At 51.6% G+C, this 16,803-nt stretch carries 16 protein-coding genes; 3 read left to right on the top strand and 13 right to left on the bottom strand.

Going from position 1 to position 16,803, the window contains the following annotated elements; translation table 11 throughout:
• Nucleotides 1-22: 22 nt before the first annotated feature.
• Both IT084_RS08795 and IT084_RS08790 read left to right on the top strand, forming a co-directional pair.
• Nucleotides 23-1,627 carry a methylmalonyl-CoA mutase gene (locus IT084_RS08795; RefSeq protein ID WP_395879640.1) on the top strand — a complete coding sequence of 535 codons (1,605 nt, stop codon included), beginning with the start codon at nucleotides 23-25 and terminating at the stop codon, nucleotides 1,625-1,627.
• Nucleotides 1,628-1,647: 20 nt separating this feature from the next.
• Nucleotides 1,648-2,049, top strand: a complete 402-nt coding sequence (locus IT084_RS08790; RefSeq protein WP_195712490.1) for a cobalamin B12-binding domain-containing protein — start codon at nucleotides 1,648-1,650, stop codon at nucleotides 2,047-2,049.
• Between the two features lie 41 nt (nucleotides 2,050-2,090).
• Here the strand turns inward: IT084_RS08790 and IT084_RS08785 are convergent, their stop codons facing one another.
• The 3 genes from IT084_RS08785 to IT084_RS08775 form a co-directional block, all read right to left on the bottom strand.
• The gene (locus IT084_RS08785) at nucleotides 2,091-3,260 is read right to left on the bottom strand and encodes an aminotransferase class V-fold PLP-dependent enzyme (protein WP_195712489.1); all 1,170 of its coding nucleotides are present in this window, start codon (nucleotides 3,258-3,260) and stop codon (nucleotides 2,091-2,093) included.
• Between the two features lie 193 nt (nucleotides 3,261-3,453).
• Nucleotides 3,454-5,040 carry an ASKHA domain-containing protein gene (locus IT084_RS08780; protein ID WP_279327850.1) on the bottom strand — a complete coding sequence of 529 codons (1,587 nt, stop codon included), beginning with the start codon at nucleotides 5,038-5,040 and terminating at the stop codon, nucleotides 3,454-3,456.
• A gap of 80 nt (nucleotides 5,041-5,120) precedes the next feature.
• Nucleotides 5,121-6,524, bottom strand: a complete 1,404-nt coding sequence (locus tag IT084_RS08775) for a phage-shock protein (RefSeq protein WP_395879638.1) — start codon at nucleotides 6,522-6,524, stop codon at nucleotides 5,121-5,123.
• A gap of 210 nt (nucleotides 6,525-6,734) precedes the next feature.
• On the opposite strand from IT084_RS08775, the gene IT084_RS08770 reads away from it, so the two are divergent.
• Nucleotides 6,735-7,364, top strand: coding sequence for a GNAT family N-acetyltransferase (locus IT084_RS08770; RefSeq protein ID WP_195712487.1), 630 nt, complete (start codon nucleotides 6,735-6,737; stop codon nucleotides 7,362-7,364).
• 123 nt (nucleotides 7,365-7,487) lie between these two features.
• Here IT084_RS08770 and guaB read toward each other — a convergent pair whose 3' ends face one another.
• The 10 genes from guaB to IT084_RS08720 all read right to left on the bottom strand — a co-directional run bounded on the left by guaB (nucleotide 7,488) and on the right by IT084_RS08720 (nucleotide 16,787).
• Complete coding sequence (gene guaB, locus IT084_RS08765) at nucleotides 7,488-8,945, bottom strand: IMP dehydrogenase (RefSeq protein WP_195712574.1); 1,458 nt, start codon at nucleotides 8,943-8,945, stop codon at nucleotides 7,488-7,490.
• A gap of 152 nt (nucleotides 8,946-9,097) precedes the next feature.
• A complete protein-coding gene (locus tag IT084_RS08760; RefSeq protein ID WP_195712486.1) occupies nucleotides 9,098-9,322 on the bottom strand; it encodes a helix-turn-helix domain-containing protein in 225 nt (74 codons plus the stop codon).
• Between the two features lie 24 nt (nucleotides 9,323-9,346).
• Complete coding sequence (locus tag IT084_RS08755) at nucleotides 9,347-9,850, bottom strand: hypothetical protein (protein WP_195712485.1); 504 nt, start codon at nucleotides 9,848-9,850, stop codon at nucleotides 9,347-9,349.
• On the bottom strand, nucleotides 9,847-10,173 hold the full coding sequence (locus tag IT084_RS08750; protein WP_195712484.1) for a YtrH family sporulation protein: 327 nt from the start codon (nucleotides 10,171-10,173) through the stop codon (nucleotides 9,847-9,849). Before IT084_RS08750 ends, IT084_RS08755 begins: the two co-directional genes overlap by 4 nt.
• Before the next feature lie 113 nt (nucleotides 10,174-10,286).
• Nucleotides 10,287-10,916, bottom strand: a complete 630-nt coding sequence (gene cobC / locus IT084_RS08745) for an alpha-ribazole phosphatase (protein WP_195712483.1) — start codon at nucleotides 10,914-10,916, stop codon at nucleotides 10,287-10,289.
• A gap of 1 nt (nucleotide 10,917) precedes the next feature.
• Nucleotides 10,918-12,009 carry a threonine-phosphate decarboxylase CobD gene (gene cobD / locus IT084_RS08740; RefSeq protein WP_195712482.1) on the bottom strand — a complete coding sequence of 364 codons (1,092 nt, stop codon included), beginning with the start codon at nucleotides 12,007-12,009 and terminating at the stop codon, nucleotides 10,918-10,920.
• Between the two features lie 90 nt (nucleotides 12,010-12,099).
• Nucleotides 12,100-12,876 (bottom strand): adenosylcobinamide-GDP ribazoletransferase, encoded by a 777-nt coding sequence (cobS, locus tag IT084_RS08735; protein ID WP_195712481.1) that lies wholly within the window; start codon nucleotides 12,874-12,876, stop codon nucleotides 12,100-12,102.
• On the bottom strand, nucleotides 12,873-14,267 hold the full coding sequence (locus tag IT084_RS08730) for a cobyrinate a,c-diamide synthase (RefSeq protein WP_195712480.1): 1,395 nt from the start codon (nucleotides 14,265-14,267) through the stop codon (nucleotides 12,873-12,875). The genes cobS and IT084_RS08730 overlap by 4 nt, the downstream gene beginning before the upstream one ends.
• Before the next feature lie 25 nt (nucleotides 14,268-14,292).
• Nucleotides 14,293-15,267, bottom strand: a complete 975-nt coding sequence (gene cbiB / locus IT084_RS08725; RefSeq protein ID WP_195712479.1) for an adenosylcobinamide-phosphate synthase CbiB — start codon at nucleotides 15,265-15,267, stop codon at nucleotides 14,293-14,295.
• Nucleotides 15,264-16,787 (bottom strand): cobyric acid synthase, encoded by a 1,524-nt coding sequence (locus IT084_RS08720; protein ID WP_195712573.1) that lies wholly within the window; start codon nucleotides 16,785-16,787, stop codon nucleotides 15,264-15,266. Before IT084_RS08720 ends, cbiB begins: the two co-directional genes overlap by 4 nt.
• Between the last annotated feature and the right edge of the window lie 16 nt (nucleotides 16,788-16,803).

The raw sequence follows: 16,803 nt of genomic DNA, 5'->3' as shown, positions 1-16,803 counted from the left end.
GGAAAAATGGCTGACCGAAAGAATGAAAAGAAAAGACCGTGACGTTAGATTCGAAACAGTATCCGGCATGCAGGTAAATGATATTTACACCCCAGAAGAAATCCGGGACTTTGATTATCTGCGGGACCTGGGTTTTCCCGGGGAGTACCCGTATACCAGGGGCGTCCAGCATAACATGTACCGTGGCCGCTTATGGACCATGCGCCAGTTTGCCGGATTCGCCACCGCCGAGGAATCAAACCAGCGTTACAAATTTCTGCTGGAGAAAGGCCAAACGGGATTAAGCGTAGCGTTCGATATGCCCACCATCATGGGTTATGATAGCGATCATCCGCGTTCTCTTGGTGAAGTGGGGCGGGTCGGGGTGGCCATCGACAGCCTGGCCGACATGGAAACTTTGTTTGACGGCATCCCTCTGGATAAAGTCAGTACTTCCATGACCACCAACGCGCCGGCGTCCATCCTCTGGTGCATGTATATCGCCACCGGCGAAAAACAGGGAGTGCCATCGGAAAAACTCACGGGCACCATCCAAAATGATATTCTAAAGGAATATATTGCTCAAAAATCATGGATTTTCCCACCGGAGCCATCCATGAGACTAATTACCAACATCTTTGAATACGCTTCCAAGCACGTACCCAAATGGAACACCATCAGCATCAGCGGCTACCATATCCGGGAAGCGGGATCAACCGCCGTCCAGGAGCTGGCCTTTACCCTGGCGGACGGTTTTGCCTATGTTGAGGCTGGAATCAATGCCGGCCTGGACGTCGATGATTTTGCCCCAAGATTGTCTTTTTTCTTCAACTCGCATATTGACTTTTTCGAAGAAATCGCCAAGTACCGCGCGGCACGGCGCATCTGGGCCCGGCGGATGAAAGAAAAATACGGAGCCAAAAACCCCAAATCGTGGCTGCTCCGCTTCCATACGCAAACCGCGGGCTGCAGCTTGACCGCCCAGCAGCCGGAAAACAACATTGTGCGCACGGCTTATGAAGCCCTGGCTGCGGTGCTCGGCGGCACCCAGTCCCTGCACACCAACTCTATGGACGAGGTGCTGGCCCTGCCCACGGAAAAGTCCGTGCAGATCGCGCTGCGCACGCAGCAAATCATCGCCTACGAAACCGGGGTCGCCAACGTAATCGATCCCCTGGCCGGCTCTTATTACGTGGAAGCGCTGACCAACAAGATGGAAGAAGAAGCGGAAAAATATTTCGAAGAAATTGAACGCCGGGGCGGCGTTCTGGCCTGCATCGAACAGAACTTTTTCCAGCAGGAAATTGCCGACGCCGCTTACCAGTACCAGCGCGCCATCGATAAAAAACAGCGAATTCAGGTGGGGGTCAATGAATTCGTTGACCCCGACGAAAAGCTTGACATTGAAATCCTGACCATCGACCCGGCAATTGAACGTAAACAGGTGGAAAAAGTACAAAAACTACGCCGCGAGCGCAACAACCTCCTGGTGCGGGATACCCTGGACGCTCTAAAACAGGCCGCCCAGGGAACGGATAACCTGATCCCCTACATTCTTGATTGCGTGCGGGCGTATGCTACCGAGGGTGAAATTGTTCAGACTTTGCGCGAAGTATTCGGTGAGTATAAAGAAAAACCAACTTTCTAAGAACAAGAGGAGGATAGATAATGGCAAGAAAAATTAGGGTGTTAGTCGCCAAGCCCGGTTTGGACGGACACGACCGGGGAGCCAGAGTAATTGCCAGGGGCCTCAGGGATGCCGGTATGGAAGTGGTTTATACCGGGCTGCACCAGACTCCGGAACAAATAGTGGAAGCAGCCATCCAGGAAGACGTGGACGTTGTCGGCCTTTCCATCCTCAGCGGCGCGCATATGACTTTGATCCCAAAGGTTACCGAGCTACTCAGGGAAAACGGGGCCGGGGACATTATAGTCATCGGCGGGGGCACTATTCCCGAAGCCGACGTTAAGGCACTCAAGGAAGGCGGCTGGGCGGCGGAACTGTTTACCCCCGGCACACCTCTGGAAACGATTGTAGAATGGATTTACGAACACGTAAAAGTGGATTAATCTGAAAACCGCCCGGTGTTCCGGGCGGTTTTTTACTACCTTTAACAGTTACAACCGCCATCAACGCCGGAAAGATCCCTTTCCTTGATGTCTCTTAGACACTGCAAAGCAAAATCCACCTCTTCCACTTGATTAAAGTAAGAGAAACTAAACCTCACCAGCTTGCTTTCAAATGTACCCAGCGTGCGGTGCGCGTCGGGAGAGCAATGCAAACCCGCCCGGCAAGCGATGTTGTACCAGCGGTCCAGGGCACCCCCCACCGCCCCGGTATCCTTGCCTTCCAACAAGAAGGAAACCACCGGCGCCCGCTCCGTATTTTCATCGGGTCCGAATATTTTTAACCCGGGTATCTTGCGCGCGCCTTGAATGAACCTGGCGGTCAACATTCTTTCATGCTCACGGATTTTTGAAAGTGATATTTTGCGGATGAAATTAACCCCCGCGCCCAGCCCGGCAATACCAACTGAATTTAACGTGCCGCTTTCATATTTTTCGGGCAACTCTTCGGGCTGTCCGGCGACCGCCGACTTGCTGCCCGTCCCTCCCTCGCGAAACGGTTTCATTTGCGCGCGCTCCCCCACATAAAGCACACCCGTTCCGGGTGGCCCCATCAGCCCCTTGTGCCCGGGCATGGCCAACAGGTCGATTTTCATTTTTTCCACGTCAATATCCAGGATACCGGCGGTCTGAGCAGCGTCAACAATAAAAATTATTCCCGCCTCCCGGGCCAGTGCGCCCGCTTCCCGAACCGGCATTACCGTGCCGGAAACGTTGGACGCGTGCGTCATTATGATAGCCCTGGTGTTGGGCCGGATCGCTTTCTTAACATCACGCAGGTCCAGCGTACCATCGTCTTTGCATTGCACCTTGGTTACCTCGATTTGATGGCGCAACCCGTATAAAGGCCTGGTTACCGAGTTATGTTCCATAGAAGTGGTAATGACATGGTCGCCGGAATTCAGCGTCCCTTTGATCGCCATATTCAGCGCATCCGTGGCATTGAAGGTAAAAATAACCCTGTCGGGCTCGGAAATGTTAAACAGCGCAGCGATGGCTTCCCTGGTCGCGTCAACAATCTTCCCCGCGGCCAGGGACATTTTATGCCCGGACCGTCCCGGATTTGCTCCCACTTCTTCCAGGCAATGACGCATCGCCTCCATTACCTCAGGCGGCTTGGGCCAGGAGGTGGCGGCGTTATCAAAATATATCAATGCTAATACACCTCCTACTGTACAAGCTTCCGGTGAAAAAACCGGTAAAAAATATGCTGCCCCAAGGAGTGTAAATTTAGTATATTTATTATTTTTTTTATTTATTACGGAACATACACAGGTTAAATAAAAAACTCCCGGGTATTCCGCGCCCTGGAGTTTGTTTATATACCAGTGTTCTGGTTGTTCCGTCTTACTCCTGTAAAAGCCCCCGGCGAAACATTTTTTCCTTGACCGTGGGGTAGTAATCCAGATTGGTATGTGGTAAAAATTTACTGCCAACAAACTTATTCATAAACACTTCACTGGCATTAAGCTCAAAATAAGTTATACCTCGTGAGATTTCTTCTGCCTCCCGCCTGCTTTGGTCCGAAATCAGTACAAGCCTCGCCCCCTCCCCGGAACTGTTGCCCAGCCGGATCATCCGCTCCCTGGGCAAATCGGGATAAAGTCCTATGGTAATGGCGGATTCCAGGTCGAGATACTGGCCAAATGCCCCAGCGGCGTAAAATGTTTCTATGTCAGCCAGCTGGCATCCCACTCCTTCAAGCATCACCTCCAGCGCCGCGTTGACGGCACCCTTGGTGCGCATAATATTATCGATATCCACCTGGGTAAAAGTAATGTCTTTCCCGGTCTGGGACTCGGAAGCCGGCACCACCACGAATTCCTTCTGATCACCTTTGAATTTGCCCGCCCGGTTGATAATGCCGGCCAACAACAATTCGGCAAGACAGTCTATCAGTCCCGAACCACAAATTCCCCGGGCCTTTTGCCCGCCGATGGTTGAATATGATACCTTTTTGGTTTCCGGGTCTATGCGCACCTGGTAAACCGCTCCCGGTTCCGCCCGCATCCCGTGACGGGCCACACCGCCTTCCAGCGCGGGACCCGCCGCCCCGGCGCATGCCACAAGCCAGTCGCGGTTGCCAAGGATCATCTCCCCGTTTGTACCAATATCGACAAACAGGGCCAATTCGGGTTTTTTATGCAAACCGCTGGCCAGAATGCCGCCCACAATGTCGCCACCCACGTAACTACCGACACTTGGCAAGCAATACAGAGGGGCGTGGGGGTTGACAAGCAGGCCGATCTCGGACGCGCGCATAAAGCCCGGCAAATTGATAACCGGGATATACGGCGCCATGCAAATGCGGGAGGGATCAAGCCCCAGCAGTAAGTGCATCATCGTGGTATTGGCTCCGACAGCGGCGGCATAAATTTGCAGGCGATTAATTTTATGTTCCCGCTCCAAGCGGGAAATTAAATTATTCAACGTATCGACAACCGCGCTTTGCATAATTTTAATGCCCCCGGGATCGCTGGCCCGGTAAATCCTGGTAAGAATATCTTCACCCAGTACAACCTGTCCATTATAATCAGCCGCAACGCCAATTATTTCCCCGGAATTCAAATCAATCAGGTAACAAACCACGGTAGTGGTCCCCAGGTCTATTGCCAACCCGAAATTATGCCCGGTAGTATCGCCAGGCTCAATGTCGATCAGTTTCCAGCTTTCACCGAACCGGGCAAGTGTAACGGTTACACGCCAATCGGCCCGGCGCAGCACCTCGCTGACTTTGTTCATCATTGCCAGCGGGACAACAGGGTTATGATAATGGTTATCCAAACTTTTAATCAATCTGTCGACGTCCGCCTGGTTATTCAACAAGCTGGGCGGTTCCAGTTCAATATAAAATTTTTGGCTCATCGGGTTGATGCCCACATCAACGAGAACTTGATTTTTTAATATGATTGCGCCGTTATTGGTTACAGACAACTACTACGCACCTCTTTTTATCAGATAATTTAAATATATCATATAACGACAAAACTCAAAAGAGATACCTTGCGGTATCTCTAAACAATCTGTTGAGAGGCTTTTTTAAACTTGCCCGTGAATTTGGCCACCAGCCGTACCAGCGGATGTGCCAGTTGCATTTCCAGTGCCTTGTACTCGTTTTTCACTCTAATCAGTTCCTGCTGGGCCAAGCGCAGTGACCGGTTCAATCTTTCACCCTCAGCCATGGAATGTTTTAAATCGGCGCTCAAAGCGTTGATTTCATCCCGCCAAATCTTTACCTCCTGGTCTTTGCTTTCCTGAAGTCTTTCCAATTTTTGCTTTAAATTGACGATCTCGGTTTGTAGTTCGGCAATACGTTCCGCGTGGGCTTCCTTCATCTCCAACATTTTAGCCTTATTCTCCCGGTCCCGCTCCTTGTATTGCTGCAGTTTGGTAAACATGGATTCCAAACCGGATTGGTTCCTTTTCAACGCTTCCCGCAACTCATTGTTTTCCGCTTCGCTCTCACGGGCCCTTTTCACCCACAGGCGGCACTGGTACAGGATACTGTTGGCCTTGGATTCCAGTTTTTGAAGATGTTCCTTGTAACGGTAAATTTCTTTTTTCCTCAGGGCAAGCAGCAAATCCTTTTCGGCCATTTGCGTAGCCATCTGTTCCATGCGGTTCATTTCACCCTGGCGCAAAGCCAGAGCGGCAGCGGCCTCCCGGTGGGACGCTGTTACTTCAGCCAGCTGCTGTTGCAAGTTTTTTACTTTGCCTGCCCAACGCTCCCGGTCCCTGTGCCATCTCTCTTTTTGTCGTTGCAGGGCTTCCAGGTACCGTTTCAAGATGCGGTCATAGACCACCCTGGTTTCGGCATTATAACACCATACGCCGTTGCCGATTTCTTCGAAATAAGGAAATTTGACCAGTACCCCCAGGATTTCGTTCTTTCCAGTCTCCCTCCATGTTCCGACCACATCGCATAACTGGGCCAGGGAAAGGCCGGTGGGATGAATTTTCAACGCCTTGATGATTAAATGTTTAAGTGAATAGTTACCGGTTTCCACCTCCCACTCTGTCAGGCCCCATAAGCCGTTTTCCAGTTGGATAAACCTTCCGTCGCTGATTAACGACGCCTGTTCCGATACCAGCTTGTGCTTTTTTTTCTTGTTCCCGTTTTTGGATAGCTCGTTGAAACTAAGTGGTTTTTGCTTTTTAAGCAAAAGATTGTAAAATTGATCGTTCTCCCGCTGCCCCTCAAGATTCAAAATCCATATATATCCGTCGGCGCTGCTGAAACACTTGTGTTGCTCAAGACATAAACGCACTTTTTTCTCAACTTGTTCCCTGGAGTAATCCTCCAGCATCTGCCTATGCACGTAGGGAGTTAATTCAGCCACGGATAAAGATTCAAAGAAAAACAAAGTCTTTTTTAAAACATCCGTGAGGGAATGAAGCTTGCCGCCCAATCCTTTCACCATCCTCGCGATTATTAATTTTCCATTTATTGCCTTAATAATTCGGTATGAAAGGGGCAAATTCCTTCCTATTTTTAGTAATTTATATTATTTTTTTACTATTATTCTTTTCAGCTTATCTCAAATCCATTGTTTACCTGAATTGATCAAAAATATATAATGAGAATAATAAACATGTATCCTATGATCAAAAACAAAAAGGTGGTCATTATGACCTCGAACCATAACCAACCCGCGAACTATGCACAACGGGAGGACACCTTTGTTATTGAAGGGCCCGTGGATGCGGATTTTCTAGCCCGGTTGGAAATGTCCCGGGACTTGTGCATTTTCCGTGAACCACACAAACAGCACAAGGCTTTAATTGAAATTGCAGCCTCCGATGACGGGTTAGTCTACATTGCCCGCCGGGAAAATCTGATCATGGGCTACGTCACCTTTCACAATCCGGATAAATACAGCCGCTGGTCCAGGCACCCCAGTATCCTGGAACTGGGCGCCATTGAGGTCAGCCCTTCCTGCCGCCATCAAAAATTGGGCAGCAAATTACTGAAATGCGCCTTCTCCAATCCCCTGATGGAAGAAAAAATAGTTATCACCATCGAGTTTTGCTGGCACTGGGATTTGGACAATACGGGGCTCGATATTTGGCGATACCAGAAAATGCTAAGCAAACTTTTCGGTAGCGTGGGCCTGGTGCGTGTTCCCACGGACGATCCCGAGATACTCGAACATATCGCCAATGTAATGATGGCCCGCATCGGATCCAGGGTAAGTGAGGAAGATATTAAAAGATTCGAAGAAATGAAATTCTGCGGAACCAGTATATTCAACCTTTAACTTAAAAAACGCCCCGGGGCGTCTTTTTTGCAAAAAATATGCTGTGCCGTGACAGGTCAGGTTGTAAAATTCCAAGCTTTCTTGCGCTAAATAAAGAAAAAGCCTTAGCGGCTTTTTCTTTATTTAGCGCAAGCTGTAATTGGGAGCTTCCTTGGTGATTACCACGTCGTGGGGGTGGCTCTCCCGCAACCCCGCGGATGTAATGCGGATGAATCTGGTATTTTTCTTAAGCTCCTCGATAGTGGCGGCACCACAGTACCCCATGCCGGCCCTGAGCCCGCCGATTAGCTGCAAGACAGTGTCGGCAAGCGTACCCCTGTAAGGCACCCTTCCCTCTACTCCTTCCGGCACCAGTTTCTTTTGATCTTCCTGGAAGTACCTGTCCTTGCTGCCCGCCTTCATGGCACCAAGAGATCCCATGCCGCGGTAGACCTTGTAGCTGCGGCCCTGGTAGATTTCCAGGTCGCCGGGGCTTTCTTCCGTTCCCGCAAGCAAGCTCCCCAACATGACCACATCGGCGCCGGCGGCAATTGCCTTGGTTATATCGCCCGAGTATTTGATTCCTCCATCGGCGATGATAGGAATATCGTACTTCATCGCTTCCCGGGCGCAATCATAAACGGCGGTAATTTGAGGTACACCCGCTCCCGCCACTACCCGGGTGGTACAAATGGAACCCGGACCGATACCCACCTTAACAGCGTCGGCGCCGGCCTTGATTAAATCGCGCGTACCTTCCGCGGTGGCGACATTGCCCGCAATGACCTGTAAATCAGGGTATTTATTTTTAATTTTATAGACCGTGTCTATAACACCACGGGAATGTCCATGAGCGGTATCAATGACAACAGCGTCGACTTTGACACTAACCAAAGCATCCAGCCTATCCATCGTATCCGCGCTTACGCCGATGGCGGCGGCAACCAGCAACCTGCCGCCCTCATCCTTGGCGGACAGCGGGTACTGGCGGGCCTTTTCAATATCCTTGATGGTAATCAGGCCGCGCAAGTTATAATCATCATCTACAATGGGGAGTTTTTCCACCTTGTACTTCTGTAAAATTTCCTTGGCCTGTTCAAGGGTCGTTCCCACCCGCGCGGTCACCAGGTTATTCTTGGTCATCACATTGCGCACCTGCTGGTTGAAATTTTTTTCAAAACGCAGGTCGCGGTTGGTTAAAATTCCCACAAGTTTGCCGTTTTCAGTAACCGGAACGCCAGAAATGCGGTAGCGTTCCATTAATACCAGCGCTTCACTGATCGGGCTATCCGGCGACAAATATATAGGGTCGGAAATCACCCCGTGTTCCGAGCGCTTTACCCTGTCCACCTCCATGGCCTGGCGCTCAATGGACATATTTTTATGAATCACTCCGATGCCGCCTTCCCGGGCCATGGCAATGGCCATGCGGGACTCCGTTACGGTATCCATACCGGCACTCATCAAAGGAATGTTTAATTTAATTTTTTTGGTCAGCCGGGTGGTAGTAACCACATCCCGCGGTAAAACCTCCGATGCTGCGGGAATTAGCAACACGTCATCAAAGGTTAAGCCAATTTTACTAAATTTCTCAGGAAAAATATTCCCGCACCCCCTTTGCAATATGTGTCTTTAATATATCTGCTTATTATAGCACAACTGGGGGCTTAAGGGGATATGTAATTTTATTTTTTGGCCGAGCCATAATTTTCTCCTACGGCAAAAAGATTGCGAGATTTTCGTATATCTCGCCCTCAATCCTGCCCCATGATGGATCCAAGACCATGGCGCATGAAATGGTCCCGCAAGTGGTAAATTAGTTTTTCCGTAACGTCAAATTCCCCGGCCATTTCGGCGTCTGATTTACCTTCTTTGAAGCCCTCAATTAAATCATCAAAATCAACTCCCACTTCCTCCGCTTTAAACTTAAGGCTGGGCTCGGTGCTCCAGGGCACCCGGGAACGAATGTACTCTTCCATTTTCGCGCACACTCCTTTTTTCTTTTATTTTGCCCAGCTCGAAACGGCTTTATCATGCAGCTTCCCAAGGGTGATCACTTCAAGGTAAACCACAACATTTTCAGATATTACCACCAGGTTGACTTTTAAACGGATTTTCATTCCTTCCACTTCTATTTCCCGGTTGTCCACTATCGTCGGCACCAACAGATAGTTTATTGTTTCCACTTCCTGGCCGGAAATAACTTTCAGCCATTCCCGGACTTTTTTTTCCACAGTTAACTCGATAGTGCTCCTTTCGTATTCGGAAAGGTCGCAATCCTCAGGAAAGTAAACCCTGGTGCTGATTTTTGTCACTAGTCTTTTGTGTTCCCGGTTTTTTTTCCGCAGTTGAGCCAGTTCTTTTTCGTTCACCGCCAGTTTGTCCTTCAAGGAACGGTTTTCAATATAAAGGGTGTCAATTTGCCTGCCTATGGTTACCCCGGTCACGGCGGAGCCCGCAATCATCCCCAGAATGAATACCGACATCCCGAACAGGAGACGCTTCATTGGCCCTCACCCGACAGCAGCAAGAGCAAATAATATCCAGCCTGCGTCCCCCCCAGGGCGCTGATGATATAAATCATTTGTTTTATTACCGCCCGCACCTCTCCCTGAAAAAGACCCGACTCCAAAACTTCAAAGGTTGAAAACGTACCGCCGATGGCGGCAACAATGGCCCATATCTTGATTTCCCTGGCCAACTTCAACATGGTCCCTACGGGAGGCTCCCCGCAAAATACGGCAGCCAGGGAACCCACCAGAGCGGCTCCCAGAATGATGCCCAGAGAAGTGAAAAAGATCAGGAACATTTTGTTGGGAAACGTATCCAAGTTCAATCCCTCCCCGGTTTGTTAAACGTCACTCATGTCAAATATATGTCCAATTAAATGGATAAATTAAAAAACCCGGAGCTAAATCCGGATTTTTTAGTCTAAACTTTTTGTTACTGGCAAATAAATCCTTCACTTAAATGGCTGCAATCGTTGTATAACATCAAAATGCCCTTATCCCAGTTGTAAAATTCGATAATTGACAGCGAAGCATTATCTTGCCTCAAGCGCCAGTACTGGTTCAAGTCAAGGCCCAGCACGGTTCCCACAATACTCCGGATGGTTCCCCCGTGCGCGACCACCACCACCTGTTGTTCCGGATAGCGCTCGATAATGCTCCTGATGGCCCTGACGGAGCGTTCCGCCAGTTCAGCCAAGGTTTCCCCGCCCGGTATTCTGGTGGTCAGCGGATTGGACCACCAGGCCCTGGTTAATGAAGCATATTCCTTCCGGATTTCCTCCATGGTCATACCTTCCCAATCCCCAAAGTTCAGCTCTTGAAGATCGGGTATCACCTCCACCGGCCGGTTATGCGGGCCAGCGATAATAGCCGCCGTCTCCCGGGCCCGGGAAAGATTGCTGGAAAATATTCCCGCAAAATTCAGCCTTTCCAGCCGTTTACTTAGCGCTCTGGCCTGTTCTACACCTTTTTCACTCAACGGGATATCAGTTTGCCCCTGGATCCGGGAATCTTTATTCCACACAGTTTCCCCATGCCTGACTAAAAAAACCCGGCAACCCATATTACGCCCCTTTCATTGCTTCTGCCAACGCTTCCAGTAACACCGTATTTTCTTTTCTCGTTCTCACCGCCACCCGTATATAGCTACTGCCCAACCCGCGAAAAGTGGAGCAGTCCCTGACCAGCACGCCCCTTTGGGCGGTTCGGGCAGCCAGAACAGTTGACGTTATCCTTTGTTTACAAATTTTAACCAATAAGTAGTTCGCGTCACCGGGAAAGGCCTGTAATCCTGGAATCTCGCAAATGCTTCGGTATAGAAATTCCCTTTCCCGGTCCACCAACCTTTTGGTTTCTTCCATGTAACTCACATCCAACAGGGATGCGACACCGGCAATTTGCGCCAAGCTGTTCACGTTCCACGGGTCTTTAATTAAATTAATTTTTTGAACTAAAGCACTGTTTCCCAGCAAAACTCCCAGCCGCAGCCCGGGTATGCCGAAAAATTTTGTCAGTGTGTACAGCACGACCAGGTTGGGATATTGCTCGATCAGCGGCAATACCGTGCACTGTTCCCGGCCGTTTACAAAATCCATGAAAGCTTCGTCGACTATTATGGTAATGTTTCTCTCCCGGGCTGCTTCAATAATTAGTTTGATGGTTGACTGTTTTTCAGCGCGGCCGGTGGGGTTGTTGGGATTGCAGATAAATATGACATCAACCCCCCGAAGCGCTTTATTCACCCGGCGCGCCGGCAAAGCGAAACCGTCGGTTTCGTCCAGGGCCACTTCGGATACCGTCCCTCCGGCTCCCTTAACCGCCGCCGTATATTCAATAAATGTAGGGGCGGGAACGAGGGCATGCCGGCACCCCAACACCCGCGCCAACAGGTAAATCAGTTCCGAGGCCCCGTTGCCGAGCAGTATATTTTCCATTGGCACGTTCAGGTAGCGGGATATTGCCCGGCGCAAGTCCAGGCAGTGCGGGTCGGGATAAAACTTGATCAACTCAAGATTATTTTTGATGGCCGCCAACGCCGCCGGGGAAGGGCCCAGAGGGTTGATACTGGCGCTGAAATCATATATTTCCCGAAGTGAGCGCTTCAGATTCCGGGAGGCGCCAAACACGTCGCCACCGTGTAAGTACTCGTTATCCATAAATATTCTCCTCTTTTGAAAGGTTTTACTTTTCTGCACCCGTATGCCACATCAGGTTGATTAACCAACGTATTTTAGCACGAGCGGCAACTATTTCAGCAACAAGCCGGGATTACCGAACAAAACCGGCGCGTAAGCATACAGTGGCAAGGACAGCAGGCAAATCAGCACCTCCGTTGTTTCACCCGTAGCCCCGTAAATATCACCCGTCAATCCCCCAAGCTCGCGGGTCATTTTACAGCCGACAAAATGCACCCAACCCCAGGCGGCCAGCAACAGTAGAAACCCCGCGCCCCCCGCAATCAAACCTGCGAACACAAGTGTGCTGGCCGACGCGGCAAGCGCCTCCCTTTTACCGGTGTACCGGTGAAACAGGGTGCCCAGCCCTTCTCTGCGGGCATAAGGAAAAAAGGCAATGGCATATGCCATCGACCACCTGCTTAAGGTCATGGCCAGTAAGATTGATTGCGTCATTAATTCCGGCGGCATGGTCAAAAAAGCGGTATACTTGAGCAACAGGAGGCAGGCCAGGCCCAGGACCCCAAAAGCGCCGACGCGGCTGTCCCGCATGATTTCCAATTTTCTTTCCCGGTTCCGGCCGCTGAAAATACCATCCATGGTATCCATAAAACCGTCCAGGTGGATGCCTCCGGTCAAAAAAACCAGCGTGACCACCAGCAGCGCGGCAACGACCGGCAGTGGGAAAAGATACTTGAACAGCAGGCCGGCCGCCAGCACCAATAATCCCAGCAGCAGGCCAACCGCGGGAAAAAATGCCGCCGAGCGCCCAAAGGTCGATTCATCAAATGCTCCAGTATATAATCTGATTCTGGTCAAATGCTGAAGGGCAAAACAAAAACTCCTCAATTGTCAGCCCCCCTGCGAAACCGTTGATATCGGGCGCACGATCGCAACAGCCCGCGGGCGGCTTCGATTGAACCGGCAAAATGGATATGCAGGTAAGTGGCCAGCACGTTTTTTGACGCGTATCCGTCCGCATGCCCATCTTCCCCACCTGTTTTTTTAAGTAAAAAAGCCGGTATCAGGTCCGGCCCGCCGGCGGTGGAGTAATGAAACTCATGCCCCCGCAACACCGTGCCTTTCTTGACCAGGATATTGTCGACCAGAGCGGTTGCAGTAACATATCCCAGGGCAACGCGCTTTTTTTCCATCTTACACCGGGCAGGCAAGATCCCCACTCCATGATAAAATTTTTGTCCAGAAATGTCGCTGATGGTTTGGCAGAGGTACATCAGCCCGCCACACTCGGCGTAAACAGGCATACCCTTTTCGACCCGGCGCCGGAGAACGTCGATAAACGCACGGTTTTCAGCCAGCTGCTCAATGAACATTTCGGGAAAACCGCCACCGATATACAGACCGTCCAGGTCTTCCGGCAGCGTTTCGTCATCCAGCGCACTGCATGTAACCAGCTCGGCACCCAAGGCCTTCAGTAGATCCAGGCCATCCTGGTAATAGAAATTAAAGGCGTTGTCCCTGACAATGCCCAACCGTACAGGCTCACCCGGCTCCACCGCAAAAATGTGCTGCTCAGCACTTATTGCCGGAGCGCTCCGTGCCAGGTTAAGCAGCTTTTCCCGGGAAATCCCCTGTATTGCCCGTTCCGCGAGCGTTTCCACGGTATCCCTTAATCTTTTATTTTCCACGCTGGGTACCAGCCCCAGGTGCCTTTCCGGCAAGTGCAGTTCATTATTTCGCATCAGGCAACCCAGCACAGGAATGCCAGTTTTTTCCGTTATTGCTTCTTCTAAAATTTGATAATGGCGCGGGCTTCCTACCCTGTTTAAAACTACTCCTGCCACAGGGATGCCGCCAGGTAAATTAGCATACCCCCAAACGACGGCCGCGGCGCTGCGGGCCATGGAGCGGGCATCCACAACCAGGATCACCGGGCAGCGCAAAATCTTGGCCACCCGGGCGGAGCTGCCCTCGTCTCCCGCGCCGATTCCATCATATAGACCCATAACCCCTTCAATTACGCTGATGTCAGCGCCCGCCGCGGACCTGACAAATAATTCCTTCACCCCTTCTTCGCCGAGAAAAAAGGTGTCAAGGTTCCTGGATACCCTCCCGGTAGCGGCCCGGTGAAAACCGGGGTCGATGTAATCAGGACCTACCTTGTATGGCTGTACCCGTAAACCGGCTTTACTCAACATGGCCATTACGGCCGTGGCAATCGTGGTCTTGCCCACACCGCTGTGCGTGCCTGCAATCATGATGCGCGGTATACTATACACTGAATAATCTCCTTCCAACAACACTTTACCCGACGGCAATCCGCAATATCGCCCAAACCAGCGCGGGACAGCCCAGCGCGGCGATTGCCGCGGCAAGATATAACATATGGGTGGCCCGGTCTATGTGATCGGGCCTCAATGTCTCCACCTGCTCACCCAGGTAATGGCGGAACGAAGTCACCCCGCTATAAACATTAACGCCACCCAGCCTGACACCCAGAGCGCCGGCCATTATTGATTCCGGTATCCCGCTGTTGGGACTGGGATGCAGGGCTGCGTCCCGGCGCCAGCACGCCAGCGCCCTCCGCCAGTTCCTGTTGGAAAGCCAGGCGGCAAAAACCATGACTATTCCTGTAATGCGGGCCGGTAGATAACCGGCAATGTCGTCCAGCCGGGCCGAAGCCCAGCCCAGATGGAGGTACCTCTCATTTTTATACCCCAGCATCGAATCAAGAGTATTAACTGCCCGGTAGGCCATGGCCAAAGGAGGGCCCCCAATGCAGGCGTAAAAAAGCGGCGCCACCACGGCGTCAACTGTATTCTCCGCAACCGTTTCCACCGTGGCACGGACCACCTCGTCGCTTTGCATGGCCGCCGTATCCCTGCCGACTATCCACCCCACCCGCTGCCGGGCCAGTGCAAGGTCACCGCCCGTAAGAATGCACTTGATTTCCTTCGCCGCTTCGGCCAGCCCCCGGGTGGCCACGGTGGTGGATACAATCCATGCTCCCATCAGCAGGGAAAGCCAATCATTTACCTGTGCCGCGGCCCATAAAACCAAAATCGCCAACGCGTAACTCGCCGCCGGGATGACCAGGGCAATACCGGCACCCGCCACTTTTAACCCCACCGGTGATGAAACCACCCGCCGGGCCATTTTCTCCAAACAACCGATCCCCCGGCCGATCAGCACCACCGGGTGGGGTACCCGGGGAGGATCCCCCACTAAAAGATCAATTAAATAACCGAACATCGCCTGCAAAACAAATATTTTAATCATAATTTTGACATACCCAGCAGTCCGTATACCAGCGGCAAATTCAAATGCCGGCGGACCAGCCCGGCCAGCCGGTCATATTCCTGCTGCCTTCTTTCCGCAGTGCTTACGGTTACGGCGTACCCTTCCGTTTCCAAGCCCTTTTTCTCTTTCAGCCGGTCGATTAAGCGGCGCCGGAACTCGTCATTATCAAAGATCCCATGAATGTAAGTGCCCCATACGGACCCGCCGGCGTCCACAGCACCGTCCTGGACACGAACATCCCGTCCCGAACGGGTTTTAATGATAAACGCGTGTTCCAGTGAAGCGCCCAGTTCCGTCCTGCCCATATGTATTTCATAGCCGGTCAACTTCCCTTTGAAACCGCTCAGGAACTCAAGCCGGCCGCTGGCCGACGCCTCCACCTGGCTGGTTATTTTGTCCCGCACAAAGACAGTTTTCATGTCCAATAAACCCAGCCCGGAAATATATTCAATGCTTGATTCCGTTCCTTCAGGATCATACAGTTCTTTCCCCAGCATCTGAAAACCGCCGCAAATACCGATCACCGGCACCCCGTTCCCGGCCAGCCGCACGATCTTGCCGGCCAGTCCCGATTGTTTGAGGAATACCAGGTCCTCAATAGTGTTTTTGCTACCCGGAATAATGACCAGGTCCGGGAGACCCAGCTCAGTTACTTTTGTCACGTAACGCAAATACACGTCCGGATCGGTTTCAAACGGGTCGAAGTCGGTAAAGTTCGAGATGCGCGGCAGGCGGATCACGGCAATATCCACTTTCCCACCGTCACCGCGGGCGGAATAGTTTTTGTCCTCCATTACCACCGAATCCTCGTCCTGAATGCGCAAATCCTCGATATAAGGCACCACGCCGCAAACCGGAACGCCAGTTTTCTGTTCCAAAAAATCAACGGCCGGCTGGAACAACGACACATCACCGCGAAACTTGTTGATAATAATGCCCTTTACCCGGTCTCTATCCTCCGGCGCAAGCAATTCCAGTGTGCCCACCACCGACGCCATGGCGCCGCCCCGGTCGATGTCGGCCACCAGCAATACGGGAGCGCCCGCCTCCCGGGCAACCTTCATGTTAACTATTTCTGTATCCTGCAAGTTGACTTCCGCCGGGCTACCGGCCCCCTCAATCACAATAATGTCAAAATTTCGGCGTAGCTCGGCCAGCGCCTTGGTAACCACACCCCACAGCTTGCCCGCCAAATCCCTGTGATACGCCTGCGCCGTATAATTATCCAGCGGTCTGCCCATGACCACCACCTGGGAAGAAGAGTTACCGGTGGGCTTTAACAGAATCGGGTTCATGTTCACGCTGGGCGGAATTCCCGCCGCCTCGGCCTGGACAACCTGCGCCCTGCCCATTTCTCCCCCGTCGGCGGTAACAAATGAGTTCAAGGCCATGTTTTGCGATTTGAACGGCGCCACTCGGAAGCCGTCTTGGTAAAATATGCGACAAAGGGCCGCAACCAGAATACTTTTACCGGCATGTGATGCCGTCCCCTGCACCATGATCGTCCTGGCCGGC

This window comes from Desulfallas sp. Bu1-1 (assembly GCF_015594625.1).
Lineage (GTDB): Bacteria > Bacillota > Desulfotomaculia > Desulfotomaculales > Desulfallaceae > JADNRQ01.
Note: the sequence above shows the minus strand (reverse complement) of the source record. Positions and strands in the feature narration are given on the sequence as shown.